This window comes from Gilliamella sp. Pas-s25 (assembly GCF_009795885.1).
GTDB lineage: Bacteria > Pseudomonadota > Gammaproteobacteria > Enterobacterales > Orbaceae > Gilliamella.
The window spans coordinates 73,377-87,443 of the sequence record NZ_WTEV01000004.1 but is presented as its reverse complement, the minus strand read 5'-3'; the positions used below and the strand labels follow the sequence as shown (position 1 = coordinate 87,443).

Here is a 14,067-nt window from a genome sequence, read left to right as displayed (position 1 = left end):
ATTTTAACTGCAAAATATTTGATGCTAGATTGGACTAAGATATTAGATAGTTAAATTTTGCAGTACCAAAATAATAAGGAGTAAGCATATGTCTTTTGCTATAGGAAAGGTTGTTACTAATGAAAATAATGAAATTGACAAAAATGGAGCATTTGTCCGCCAAGCTAACCGTTTTGATACGCCATTTGGCGATAAACCCGAACAATTACCTGTTGAAGCCGACCGTTATCGTTTAATTTGGGCAGCTATTTGCCCTTGGGCACATCGTTCAATGATAGCTATCAAATTATTGGGATTAGACGATGTAATTAGTGTAGGTAAAGTAAGCCCGATTAGAACCTCTAATGGCTGGGAATTTTCGCTCGATGCTGGGGGTGTCGATCCTGTACTGGGTATTCGTTATCTACCAGAAATCTATGCTTCAACTGATTCTGAGTATGACGGCAGGGCGACAGTGCCAACGGTTGTCGATGTAAAAACGGGCAAAGTTGTCAATAATGATTATTTTAAACTGACCTATTATTGGGAAACCGCATTTAAACCTTTCCATAAAAAGGGTGCGCCTGATCTTTATCCTGAAAAATTACGTGCGGATATTGATGCGTTAAACGATGTAATATTCCATGAAGTAAATAATGGCGTGTATAAAGCAGGTTTTGCACGTTCGCAAAAAGCTTATGAACATGCTTATCATCTTGTTTTTAATAGATTAGATAAGCTAGAACAGCGTTTGAGTCAATCACGTTATCTATTTGGTGATAAGATAACTGATTCTGACATTCGCCTCTATGTGACATTAGCTCGATTTGATGTTGCTTACTATGGCGCTTTTAAAACCAATCGTAATCGAATTATCGACTATCCTAACTTATGGGCCTATGCTCGAGATCTTTATCAAATACCTGCTTTTGGTGAAACAACTGATTTTGAAGCAATAAAGAAAGGCTATTTTTTGGGCGACAATGCGCATAATCCTTATGATATCTTACCTTTAGGACCAGATGTAAGCCATTGGCATACCCCCCACAACCGAGATAAGCAGTTTAGTTCAACTCACTAATTTTATTAATGGGATAATTACAATGCCAAATATATTAGATGTTGGATTGATTTTTACTCAAATCCCAATGTTACTTGCTTATCTGCCTGTAACGCTTTTTATTACCTTTTTCTCGATGCTACTTGGGGTAATATTGGGATTGATTATTGCTATCATCAAAATGAATAAAATACCGATATTATCGCAAATAGCAGTGGTATTTGTCTCTTTTATAAGAGGAACGCCATTATTAGTACAGCTCTATTTAAGCTTTTATGGTATTCCTATCTTATTACGTTATATCAATTATTTTTATGACACTCACTACAATATTAATGGCATATCTCCAATGTTGTTTGTGTTAATTGCCTTTTCGTTTAACGAGGCAGCCTATAATTCAGAGACAATCCGCGCAGCATTACAGTCTGTGAACAAAGGGCAGATTGAAGCCGCACAATCATTGGGCATGACCTATAGCCAATTGTTACGAAGAATTATCATTCCTGAAGCTGTTATTGTGGCCTTACCTAATTTAGGTAATGCGTTAATTGGTTTACTAAAAGGTACATCATTAGCATTTGTCTGTTCGGTAACCGAAATGACTGGTCGAGGAAAAACTTTAGCTGGGCATAGTTATCGTTATTTTGAAGTTTATATTTCATTGGCATTAATTTATTGGGCATTAACCATTATTATTGAACTGATTATGAAATATTTGGAAAAGCGTTTAACCATTTCTGACAGTGTTAACACTCCAAGTTATCGCCGAGGAAAATTATTATGATTAATGTGCAAAATTTAACATTATCTTTTCATCATAATCTGATATTGAATCAACTTAACTTTCATATTCGTCCCCATGAAATTGTCGCAATTATTGGGGCATCGGGTGCCGGTAAATCAACACTTTTACGGTGTTTAAATTTATTAGAAAAACCACAACAAGGTCAGATCCGTATTGATCATTTTGAATTTAATGTTAGTTGTAGAAAAAAGCATAAAATTGTCGCATTTCGTCAGCAAACAGCAATGGTATTTCAACAATTCAATTTATTTCAACAAAAAAATGCTTTAGAAAATGTTATGGAAGGATTAATGATTGTGAAAAAATATCCAAAGGATAAAGCGCAGCAGATAGCCTATGAAAAATTGGCTCAGGTTGGACTTGCGGAGCGAATTTATCATTATCCAAAACAGTTATCAGGTGGGCAACAGCAAAGAGTTGCAATTGCTAGGGCGTTAGCTATGGAACCGAAAGTGTTGTTGCTTGATGAGCCCACCTCGGCACTTGATCCTGAACTGGTGGGTGAAGTGTTAGCAACCATCAAAATAGCCGCTAAATCAGGTATTACTATGATTTTAGTTTCTCATGAAATGAGTTTTGTACATGATATTGCTACTCGGGTGTTATTTTTAGATAAAGGGCAAATCATTGAAGATGGTTCACCGCAGCAGGTGTTTTCAAATCCAACTCAATCAAGAACGAAAGATTTTTTGGCCAGATATTACTCTGCTGGGCAAATAGATTATGAAATTTAATAAATGGAGTATGAATGAATATTATTATTCAACAACATTGCGATGAAATTAATTGGCAAGATGTTGCTGATTTACTTGCTTTTTATGGACTTAGTTCATTGGATGCTAAAACACAAGAACTAGTGTTTCGTAATAGCTATGCTGTTGTATTTTTACTGGAAAAAAAACGAGTAGTGGGTGTTGGACGTGCGTTATCTGATGGTGTTTGTCAGGCAGCTATATATAACATTGCATTGGCACAACATCTACATGGCCAGCAGTATGGACGGCTGATTGTTGATAAACTTGTTGATCAAGTAAAACAGTGCAATATCATCCTTTACACCCATCCACAAACCGTCGAATTTTATAAAAATTTAGGTTTTGAAGTAATGAAAACAGGTATGGCACGTTATCAAGCCGATCATATAACTGACATGAGAAACATGGGTTTTATTTAAAATATTGCTAAAAAATAGTGCAAACAATCCGTTGGCAGTATTGAGCTAAATTTACGGGGGAATAGCTTATGAATTACAAAAAATGGTTAAGTATTTTAGCTGTAGGAACTTTATTATTAATTGGCTGTGATAACCAAAATAATGGCACAGAAGCAAAAGGTAAAGAAACAATTATTATTGCAACATCGGGTGCACCGAGCCCTTTCACCACAGTAGATGAGAAAGGAGAGTTAATGGGGTATGATATTGATGTGGTAAAAGCAATATTTGCAAAATTACCGCAATATGAGATTAGCTTTGAAATTACAGAATTTCCTTCTGTTTTAGCTGGGCTTGATGCGCAGCGTTATCAGGTAGGCGCCAATAATTATGCCATGAATGAAAAGCGCAAAGAAAAATATTTTTATTCTGATCCTATTTTTAAAAACCAATACGCCATTGCGGTGGCAAAAAACAATAACGACATTAAACACTTTGCTGATCTAAATGGCAAATCAACCGAAGTGACACCGGGACTGAATTATGCTACCGCATTAGAGCTTTATAATGAACAGCATCCCAATAATCCTGTTAAAATTGTGTATAGTGAAGCTGATTTATTGCCAGTACTGCAACATGTTGAAACAGGACAATATGATTTTCAATTAATCGATAAAGTGATGCTATCACAATTGATTAACGAACATAATCTTAATCTTAAAATAATAGAATTAAGCAAAGAAGATGCTGATCGTATTGGTTCGCCATACAGTTACTTATTAATCAGTAAAGGGAGTAAAGGCGAACAGCTAACCAAAGATATTAATGAGGGGATCAAAAAGCTCATTAGTAATGGTGAATTATCGAAAATAAGCGAGCACTATTTTAGTGCTGATTATTCACCTAAATAAGCAATTTTTTATTCTTTTAATTGATAATCGATTCTTTTATCTCATAGTGGATAAGCATCGGTTATCCTCTTATCAGGTGGAATATTTAAGCCAACATTGACATAATGAAAAATCGAAGCAAAGTATCTAGCCGGTAATTAATAAATTAATTTTATTAAAATCAATACGCTAACTGATGGATTTTTATAGAAAAACATTCCAATTTTTATAACACCCAAAGGTCAATATTGTTATTAAGGGATTTCTAGTTCAATCAACCAACCCCGCATCATATGACAGAAATTTTCCGACAACGGGTGCTAATGGATTATATTTTGATTTAGACATAGGCGGAGTAGATACAAGTCAGTTGACTTGGTATCCTGTTACTCACAGTGGAATAACCGCTACAGTGACAAGGACAACAGCAAACGATTGGTGGATCCCCAATCCTGAAGTAGTAACGCGCGTTACACTAACGGGACCAAGAGCTGACAAGAACAATGACAATCCTAGTCAATTTGCAAAGCTAAATTTACCGCAGACATTTGAGTTAGTGGGTAGAGATAGTGTGGGTAATGAGGTAGTAAAATATGGATTTGTATTGCAGAAGTGGTTCGTGAACCGAGGAAATGTATCGAAAGGATATCCTGAGCAAGCATCGTGGTGTAGTCGTTTAGGTTATAGTATGCCGCGCGTGAAGGATCTGACCAACTCAAAATGTGGTGTAGAGCAATATTATTTTCCATGCATAGGAGTAGACGGCGCTACTCCGTCATCAAGTGGAGATTATTACCAGCGTAGAATAGGAGCAGGATTTTTCACGGAATGGGGTAATATGCCCTATTACGAAGGCGGAGAATTTTTCCCTCTAGAATATTGGACGAGCGATGAGGTAGCAAGTGGCAATCAGTTCGTTGTTTACTCGGTCAGCGGTGACGTCGCCCACCATCAGCCCCGCCTCCATAGTGTTGTCTGCATTGCTCCTTAGCTTCCTTAGACCACTGGGGTAGTTATGGTGCAAATAGAGGCAATATAACAAACAATTGATTTTATTAAAAAAACATCAAGTAAAAAGTTTAATAAAATCAATTTTCTATCTCGGCAATTTTGCAGATAAAAATACACCTATATTTCACAACATTCAAAAGTCAATACAGTCATTAATCTGGCGTCAGAATGTGACAGCAACGGAGATAGGTTAGCACGTCAAACTGGGATGTTTGGCTCAACGTTATCACCGATATTAATAATTCCACCAAAGGTTAAAAGGCACGAAACTTAATACCATATTTTAATTAAAAAATTACCATCGCTTTAAAGTTGAATCGTTTCCATCTTCACATTTCTTTACAAAAAAATGCGCTTAAAAACTAGCCAGATGTTTTTTAAGCGGTTATACTTTTATCGCTATAGTACAACAAGCTTATTAAACAAGCGAATAATCATAAAAAACATAAATAAAACAAAATATTACTTGACAGGTGAACCATAATGCATTATCATTTTAGACACCAGACACCAGACACCAGCACTGGCAAACCTATGTCTTAAATTTATCAAATAATCCTATTCGACGAGTTTTTACACAAAACTTATTTATATCTTCGAAATTATTGCTCAAATCACCTAAAACAGCTTTGCTAGTATTAGCATTGTTATTATTTTTACAGGCATTGAATGGTAAAATAGCTCGAGCGGATAATCGTAGTGATGCGATAATTTTACCTTCAACGTTAGTTGCAGTTATTGATTATGTAAGGCCGACTCTATATTGGGGTAACGGCAAATATGCAGGCCCAGTTGACATATGGAATCCTAATAAAGGCTTCTTAATTCAATCAACCAATCCTGAATCATACAACCTAAATTTCCCGACCACGGGTGCGCATAATTTATATTTTGATTTACTCATAACTGGAGATATAGAAGAATTGACATGGGAACCAGTCACGCATGAGGGAATCACTGCAACAGTGACAAATGTTGTAGCTAATGATGTTGGGGTTCCTCGTGAAGATAGGGGACAAGTTGTAACACGTGTTAGGCTAACAGGTCCAGAGGCAAGCAATCAATGGGATAATCCGAATCCTAGACGAATTACTGTACCAAGGTTACCGCAGACGTTTGAGTTAGTGGGTAGAGATATATATGGCGGTGAGGTAGTAAAATATGGATTTGTATTAAGGCAGTGGTTCGTCCATCGTAGTGGTCCATTGATAACTAGTCACCATCGTAGTAGTCAAGAGAAAACTTATAGTGACCAGTTAGCATGGTGTAATAGTTTGGGTTATCGAATTCCACGGGTAAGAGATTTAACCAATTCAATCTGTAGTAATTTAGGTGCAACACCTTCTTGCACATCCTCTGACTATGGTAATCATTACACGCGTCACATAGGCGCTGGCTTTTTCGCGGAGTGGGGCAGCATGTACGACTACACTGATGCGGGCTTCGCCAACGACGGCTTCTGGACGAGCGACCCGCACTACGGCGGCGCCAAGTTCGGTGTCGACTCGAGCGCCGGCGGCGGCCACCGCGCCCGCAACGACGGCGGCGACATTGCCGACGCCGTCCGCGCAGTCATTTGCACCGCACCTTAGCTTTTAGCGTTTATTTCTTAATCCTTAGGTCGCGGGGGTGGTTATGGTGCAAATAGAGGTAATCTAACAAAGAACCCAGCCTCCGCTCAGTTGGACGCTGAGCAGGTATGACTGCGTTAATGACTGAAAGTCAAAAAACGCTCCCGACCGACTACGCATAGGCATGGTTGGCATTAAAAGGGTAAGTTTTAAAGGTATTTTGTTCGGTAATGTTTCTGATGTTTACTCTAGCGTTATTTATTTTCCCAAAGGTTAAAACGTCCGAAACTTAACCGTATCCCCATAGTCTTTACTTAAATACAAAATCCCCAAAAAAACGGACTATAAGTATTTGATTACATTAAAAACAATCAATAAAAATTTAATAAAATCAATTAAATATCTAAACTGTTTTATAGAAAAACATTCTAATTTTTCACAATACCTAAAGGTGGATATAGTCATTAATCTGGCATTAGAATGAGCCCAGAGCTGATAAAGGGCTGTAGCAAAAATAGTCGGTTAGAGTTTTGATTTTATTTGTATTTTTTGCAAAAACAAATAATTTATAATTAGTTATTTCCATAAATGATTATTTATTATAATTAAACTTGACAAAGCATGAGCAACTGTTGATAATAGCGCCGTTTTTTTAACCTGAATTTTTTGTTATAGCGAGGTGGCAAAATGCCTGTAGTTAACACTTTATCTTAATGCCGACTTGGTATCTTCTATTATATTGTCTTTTGCTTAGTATTATCTAAGCCCCTTCGTTGCAATTCAATCTATAGATTTTTGCCTTGTCGGTTTTCCCTTATTTTTTGGAGAAAACATTATGACAATGGAATCTTATATTCAAAATTTAGAATTAATTAAATATCCACGGACACCGCATCTAGAAAGCTCACGCCTACAGGTTGGTGATAGTGAACATGGACAACGTCCTTATAAGCAATTAACTGGTCAATATATCGTTATTGAAGAAAAACTTGACGGTGCAAACTGTGCTATTAGTTTTTCAGCTAGTGGTGAGCTGTTGCTTCAATCTCGAGGACATTACTTAATAGGTGGTTCACGAGAACGCCAATTTAACCTTTTAAAGCACTGGGCTTGCGTGCATGAATATTGGTTACTTGAGCGTTTAGAAGATCGCTATATCCTTTATGGTGAATGGTTACATAAAAAACATGCTATTTTTTATGATGCTTTACCGCACTATTTTTGTGAGTTTGATATTTGGGATAGACAACAAAACTGTTTTTTATCTACTCTAAAGCGACATCAATTATTAGCAGGTGGTCCAGTTTTATCGGTGCCTGTGTTATTTGCAGGGATTGCACCTTCTAAATTGAGCGATTTATTGGCGTTAGTCAAACCATCTTTGGCTAAAACCGCTAATTGGCGTACTTGCTTTGAACAAATCGTGATGCGTGAAAAGCTTGACTTAAGCAAAGCTTGGCAACAATGCGATAACTCTGACTTGATGGAAGGGTTATATCTTAAAATCGAATCGGAAGAACAAACCATTGACCGCTTAAAATGGGTTAGGCAGGATTTTGTTCAGGCGATTTTAGATGCAGGGCAACATCATAGTGAACAGCCTTTTATTCCAAACCAATTAGCTCAAGGTGTTGAGTTATATACACCTCAATTAACAGTGAATTGGAATAATGGATGCCTAAACGGAGGTAAATTATGAATTACCAAGTACTAAAACAACAAATAGCAAGTACGTTGGCAACTGATGATTTTAGCCCATGGTTAACCTGTATTCCTGAATTGAATAGTTTGATAATAACGCCACAAGATCCTTTGCATCATGGTGAGGGGAATGTTTGGGTGCATACGCAAATGGTTGTGCGTGCATTATTAACGCAAGAAGAGTTTACCAATGCAACAGAAGATGAGCAGTTTGTATTATTTATGACTGCTTTATTGCATGATATTGCGAAGCCAGAAACCACCGTCATAGATGAGTTGACAGGTAAAATCACACAACCAAGGCATTCCAAAAAAGGCGAAATTCGTAGTCGTATATTATTATGGCGAATGGGGGTGCCATTTGATTTGCGGGAACAAATCTGCCGAATCATTAGTGTACATCAAGTGCCTTTTTTTGCTTTAAGTGATAGCGGAAGAAATAAATCACCCGAATATTTAATTCACCGCTTATCGTGGCAACTGCCTATTTGGATGTTATGTCTGCAAGCTAAAGCCGATATGGAAGGTCGTATTTGTGCTGATAAACGCCGAGCGCTTGATGAAGTTGAACTCTTTAAGCAATTGGCGCTTGAAGAGGGGTGTTTATATCACCCTCGCCAATTTGTTGATGATTATACTCGGGTTCAATATTTTCGAGGTAGTAATGTATTACCCGATTATGCGTTATATCCCCAAGTAGGATCTAAGGTGATTATGCTGGCTGGGTTACCTGCATCCGGTAAAAATAGTTGGGTAAATAAACACTATCCAACATGGCCGATTGCTTCTTATGATGATGCTAGAGCTGAATTAAAGCTAAAGCATGGTGAAAATGAAGGCTTAGTCATACAATTTGTTTTAGCAAAGGTAAAGCAGTGGTTAAGAACCAAGCAATCTTTTATTTGGAATGCGACCCACTTATCGCAGGAGATGCGTCAAAAAGCACTCGATTTGCTTTATGCTTATCATGCGGATGTGGAAATTGTTTATCTTGAGCAACCTGAAAAGGAGTTGTATCGTCGTAATTCAGCACGCGATACTACCTTGCCAAATAAAACGATTCAGCGGTTATTAAGTAAATGGGAAGTTCCATTACCGACTGAAGCCCATAAGGTGAGCTATTTAATCAATCAATAATTGTTAGTCATCTTTGTTAATATTAAATTGGGGCTTGATATCAAAGCCCCTTGATTTGTCGAATAGCTACATTAACTATTCAATTCTAATTATGTTTATGACTTTTCGATATCCATAAAGGCGATTTTTTTATTGGTTTATCTTATTTATTATATTGAGACAAAAACCAAGTGATCGCAATTAAATCGGCCGAACCACCGGGGCTTAAATTGCGTTTTATTAATTCGGTATCAAGTTGATACAAATTTTCCCGTACTTTGGGATTGATTATGCCACCTTGTTTGATGAGTTTTTTCGCTTGTTCTTGCACAAAAGCCAAGCCATCAAGGCCACCTCGTGAAACCAGATTAGTATCTTGATTAAAAGCAAGTAAATATAACATCGCCTGTAATAAGCAAGTTTCTTCATCATAGCCACTGTTTTGCATTTCTTGATAGATAGGTAGTGAAATGTTTCGAACTGTTGCATAACCTGATTCTGCTTCGCCACGTGCGCCAGATAAGTGATGACGTTTAAATAGCTTTTCGCCTATCGAATTAGCTTGGTTATTTTGCTGTAGTTCGCTTTGAACTATACCTTGGCAAATTGCTGAAACTTGCTTACAGATGTTTTGTGCATGGGTGGGTAAGCCAAGTTGTTCTAATCGGCCAATTGCACCCAATAGCAATCCAAAAGCAAATATGCCACCTTTATGGGTGTTGACTTGATTGGTGGCTTGGAACATGGCTTGTTCGCATTCAATACCAATCGGTCTAATCCCCGCTAAAAATAGATTGTTATCGTGTAAAGCGGATGTTTTGCCATATTGATAAAAACGTGCAAACCAGTTGCTAATGGCGCTGATGCTGTGGACAAAGGTTTGGAAATCCATGTCGCGGTGGGCACCACTATTATTCATGTCAACTAATCCGGGCTTAGGTGATAGGCAAATTTCTTTAATTAATGCTTGGGTTGCTAATTGTGCAGGTAAGCATTGATTGGGATCATTATTGAGTTTTAATTCTAATAATGCGATTTGTTGATAATAATTGTTCATTATTATTAATTACCTATTGGGGATGATAATTATCATGTTGTGTGATGCTAGTGTGTCATAAACCAATCTTGCGATTGAAATTGATTGGTTTATGACAATAATTAATAATCGCTATGTGTAGATACCGCGAGTACTTCCCGATTACCGCTGTGGCTTGGGGCGCTAATAATGCCTTCTACTTCCATTTGTTCTACAATGCGGGCTGCTCGATTATAGCCAATTCTAAATTTGCGTTGTACGCTAGAAATAGATGCTCTTCGCGTTTCTACAACAAAAGCGACAACTTGATCGAATAATGGATCGAGCTCTTCGCCTAACGTATCTGCGTTACCGTTTTCACTTTCGTCGGTTGCTACAGTGACATTTTCGATATATTTTGGTGTGCCACGTGCTTTCCAATCTTGTACAACAGCGTGCACTTCTTCATCACGGACAAAGGCGCCGTGAACGCGAATTGGAATGGAACTATTAGGGGCTAAATAAAGCATATCCCCCATACCAAGCAGTGATTCAGCGCCCATTTGATCTAAAATGGTACGCGAGTCAATTTTACTTGATACTGTAAAGGCAATGCGTGTTGGAATATTTGCTTTGATTAAGCCAGTAATGACATCAACTGAGGGGCGCTGGGTGGCTAATACCAAGTGAATACCAGCCGCCCGTGCTTTTTGAGCAAGTCGTGCAATTAACTCTTCTACTTTTTTACCGACTGCCATAATAAGATCGGCAAACTCATCAACCATAACTACAATGTATGGTAATTTTTCTAGTGTCGGCATGTTAAGATCCATGCTATCGGTTGGTTTCCATAGCGGATCGGGAATCGGTCGTCCCATTTGTTCTGCCAGTTTGATTTTTTCGTTATAACCGGCAATATTACGTACACCTAACGCCGACATGAGCCGATAGCGTCGTTCCATTTCGTTAACACACCAATTAAGCGCATTGGCAGCATCTTTCATATCGGTTACTACTTGGGTTAATAAGTGTGGGATCCCTTCATAAATAGATAACTCAAGCATTTTCGGGTCAATCATAATAAACCTGACATCTTCAGGTTGCGATTTATATAAAATACTTAAAATCATTGCATTAACGCCGACAGATTTACCTGAACCTGTCGTGCCGGCAACTAATAGATGCGGCATCTTCGCCAAATCAGCAACCACCGATTGTCCAGAGATATCTTTCCCTAATACTATCGTCAGTGGTGATTGCGCATCTTTAAACTGAGGACTATCTAAAACCTCCCTAAAATAGACCGTTTGGCGGTTCTTATTAGGTAATTCAATGCCAACATAAGGTTTACCTGGAATAACTTCAACCACACGTACCGATGGCATGGATAGTGAACGCGCTAAGTCACGGTCTAGCGTTGAGATTCGTGCGGCTTTAATACCCGGCGCCAGTTCTATTTCAAAACGAGTAATCACAGGTCCGGGTAAATAATCAACTACTTTTGCTTTAACTCGGTAATCTGACAAACTTTTTTCAATTAGTTCAGATCTCGCATTTAAGGCAGCATGATCGACTTCGATTCGAGCTGTCGGTGGCGCGGTTAGCAAGTTTAGCGACGGCAAAGGTGTAGTTGGTTTAGGTAATGGCTTATCATTACGTCGTAATAATGGATGAATTAAGCTTTCTTCGTCGCTTTCATTTGAATAAGTTTGAATATCTTCAACGCGATCTTCTTCTGGATAGATATCGTCAATGATTGGATTGGCTTTTTTTAGCGCTTCGGTATCAATATATTCTAGCTGTTCTACATCTGCTACTTTTACTTCGGTTTCAGTTTCTGTATCAGCTATGTTTGCAATGTTAGCTAGGTTTTCTGTATCTGTAATAATCTCAGGCTCTTGGATAACTGACTGCTTAGATTCAATTATTTCAACTTTTGCAACGTCTATAGCTGGTTCCAAGGGTGTTTGTTCATGAGTAAATTTAATTTCAGGCTCGTTATGCACCAAAGTAAACAAGGGTTTACTTGGCGCATCAGAAATAGTGTATTTATCTGGCTCTTCAAATGATAATTTTTCTGCTGATTTTTGCGTTTGTATTACCTGTTTTATTTGCTCCATTGATGAAGACAATGCTTGTTCTTGATCTGGTGTGGCTTTGTCCGCATTTATGTTTTGAATAATCGATTCAAGGCGAGATAAAATTTCGTCTGGATTGAGTTCTTTTCTTGACGGATTGTCAATTGTTTGTGAGGTTGTACTTGACGGTGGTAATTGGGCATCTTCGTGCGATGATTCAATTAATTCAGCGGTAGTTTTGATTGAAATTTCTTCATTGTCAGTCGATTCGGTAGTATTTGATGACTGCTCTTGTGATGCGTCATTGCTTGGGATAGTGGTTGATGTTTGAACGATATGGAGATTATCATCTTTGGTATCAAAAGGTATGGTAAATTGAGGCTCTTTTGTTTCCTCATTGGACGGCGCTATAGGTTTTTCATGCTTTGAATTAGGTTGTTCAAGTTTATTTGTGATGCGAGGTTTAATTAACCACCTAATAGGTAACAGTAAAAGCATGACAAAAGCACCTAATTTTTCAATTAGATTGAGCCATGATAATCCAGTTAATAATGTGACACAGGCTAAGCAAGTTGCAAGCAGAATCAATGATAAAGCTAAACTATTTATAATAGGTAAAAGGCTTTCAATAACTATCGCACCAAGATAACCACCCGCTTCAAACTGTTCAGAATCACGGATATTTAAAGCAAAAAAACCAGTCGCACTAAATATGAACGCTAAAATCCCAATAATCCGAAATGAAAGACTAAAGTAGTTAATAGGCGCATTCGCATGTTTATAAAAATAAACGATTAATTGTAAACAGATAAAAACAGCAATGAAAGGTAAGCTATAAGCAATAAAACCTAAAAATTGAAAAAGAATATCGCTGGCATATGCGCCAATATAACCACCAAAATTACTAATAGGAGAGTGCCAAGCAGTACGAGACCAACCAGGATCAGACGGATCGTAACTGAACTGTGATAAAAATAAACAAACAGATAAACCGATTATTATAAATAGAATAAATTGATTAATAATCTGTTTTCTTGTAATTTTGGGCTTTTTCAAACAAGTACCTAAAAACTATTGCTAATAAAATTGCTGGCATTTTATCATAAATTGTGCCTACTCACAGAGGCAATACCATCGAAAACACAATTTATTGTTGGGTTATTATGTAATGGGAAATAGGGTCGTATTAAATCTGATACCATTTTGTACATATCGTTGTGCGTTTGTGATATTTGCAGTAATTTCTGTCTCGGTCAATTTGCGGATAATTTTAGCGGGTGATCCCATAATAAGACATCCTTCTTCATAAGGAAGCGAATGGGTAACTAGTGAGTTAGCCCCTACTAAGCAGTTTTTTGCGATTCTGGCGTTATTGAGAATTGTACTGCCCATGCCAATCAGCACATTATCTTCAATCGTACAGCTATGAAGAATGACATTGTGACCGATAGTGACGTTTTCGCCAACAATGCAAGGGATGTCGGTTTCAAGATGGATTGTGCAGTTATCTTGTACGTTACTATTTTTTCCTATACGTATGGGGGCAATATCACCGCGTAAAACAGCATTAAACCAAATAGAAACACCTTCTTGTAAATCAACATCACCAATGATATCGGCAGATTTTGCAATAAAACAATTTGGATGAATTTGTGGATATAAATCGCCTAGTTGATAAATCATAATGA

General features: G+C 37.6%; 12 protein-coding genes. 9 read left to right on the top strand and 3 right to left on the bottom strand.

Features of this window, described 5'->3' with window-relative positions:
• Positions 1–88 precede the first annotated feature (88 nt).
• From GQ593_RS03200 to GQ593_RS03160, 9 genes are all read left to right on the top strand, one after another.
• Positions 89–1,060 (top strand): glutathione S-transferase family protein, encoded by a 972-nt coding sequence (locus tag GQ593_RS03200; protein WP_160430592.1) that lies wholly within the window; start codon positions 89–91, stop codon positions 1,058–1,060.
• A 22-nt stretch (positions 1,061–1,082) separates the two neighbouring features.
• A complete protein-coding gene (locus tag GQ593_RS03195; protein WP_160430591.1) occupies positions 1,083–1,823 on the top strand; it encodes an amino acid ABC transporter permease in 741 nt (246 codons plus the stop codon).
• Positions 1,820–2,578, top strand: a complete 759-nt coding sequence (locus GQ593_RS03190; protein WP_160430590.1) for an amino acid ABC transporter ATP-binding protein — start codon at positions 1,820–1,822, stop codon at positions 2,576–2,578. The genes GQ593_RS03195 and GQ593_RS03190 overlap by 4 nt, the downstream gene beginning before the upstream one ends.
• A 14-nt stretch (positions 2,579–2,592) precedes the next feature.
• Positions 2,593–3,018 carry a GNAT family N-acetyltransferase gene (locus GQ593_RS03185; RefSeq protein WP_160430589.1) on the top strand — a complete coding sequence of 142 codons (426 nt, stop codon included), beginning with the start codon at positions 2,593–2,595 and terminating at the stop codon, positions 3,016–3,018.
• A gap of 68 nt (positions 3,019–3,086) precedes the next feature.
• Complete coding sequence (locus GQ593_RS03180; protein WP_160430588.1) at positions 3,087–3,908, top strand: transporter substrate-binding domain-containing protein; 822 nt, start codon at positions 3,087–3,089, stop codon at positions 3,906–3,908.
• A 391-nt stretch (positions 3,909–4,299) separates the two neighbouring features.
• Complete coding sequence (locus tag GQ593_RS03175) at positions 4,300–4,878, top strand: hypothetical protein (RefSeq protein WP_160430587.1); 579 nt, start codon at positions 4,300–4,302, stop codon at positions 4,876–4,878.
• Between the two features lie 664 nt (positions 4,879–5,542).
• On the top strand, positions 5,543–6,490 hold the full coding sequence (locus tag GQ593_RS03170) for a hypothetical protein (RefSeq protein ID WP_160430586.1): 948 nt from the start codon (positions 5,543–5,545) through the stop codon (positions 6,488–6,490).
• Between the two features lie 814 nt (positions 6,491–7,304).
• On the top strand, positions 7,305–8,168 hold the full coding sequence (locus GQ593_RS03165) for an RNA ligase family protein (RefSeq protein WP_202115360.1): 864 nt from the start codon (positions 7,305–7,307) through the stop codon (positions 8,166–8,168).
• Positions 8,165–9,307: an AAA family ATPase gene (locus GQ593_RS03160; protein WP_160430585.1), complete on the top strand. Its 1,143-nt coding sequence runs from the start codon at positions 8,165–8,167 to the stop codon at positions 9,305–9,307. The genes GQ593_RS03165 and GQ593_RS03160 overlap by 4 nt, the downstream gene beginning before the upstream one ends.
• Positions 9,308–9,449: 142 nt before the next feature.
• Here GQ593_RS03160 and citG read toward each other — a convergent pair whose 3' ends face one another.
• The 3 genes from citG to GQ593_RS03145 form a co-directional block, all read right to left on the bottom strand.
• On the bottom strand, positions 9,450–10,343 hold the full coding sequence (gene citG / locus GQ593_RS03155) for a triphosphoribosyl-dephospho-CoA synthase CitG (protein WP_160430584.1): 894 nt from the start codon (positions 10,341–10,343) through the stop codon (positions 9,450–9,452).
• 101 nt (positions 10,344–10,444) lie between these two features.
• Positions 10,445–13,435: a DNA translocase FtsK 4TM domain-containing protein gene (locus GQ593_RS14165; RefSeq protein ID WP_160430583.1), complete on the bottom strand. Its 2,991-nt coding sequence runs from the start codon at positions 13,433–13,435 to the stop codon at positions 10,445–10,447.
• 105 nt (positions 13,436–13,540) lie between these two features.
• Positions 13,541–14,062 (bottom strand): gamma carbonic anhydrase family protein, encoded by a 522-nt coding sequence (locus tag GQ593_RS03145; protein ID WP_160430582.1) that lies wholly within the window; start codon positions 14,060–14,062, stop codon positions 13,541–13,543.
• Positions 14,063–14,067: the final 5 nt, after the last annotated feature.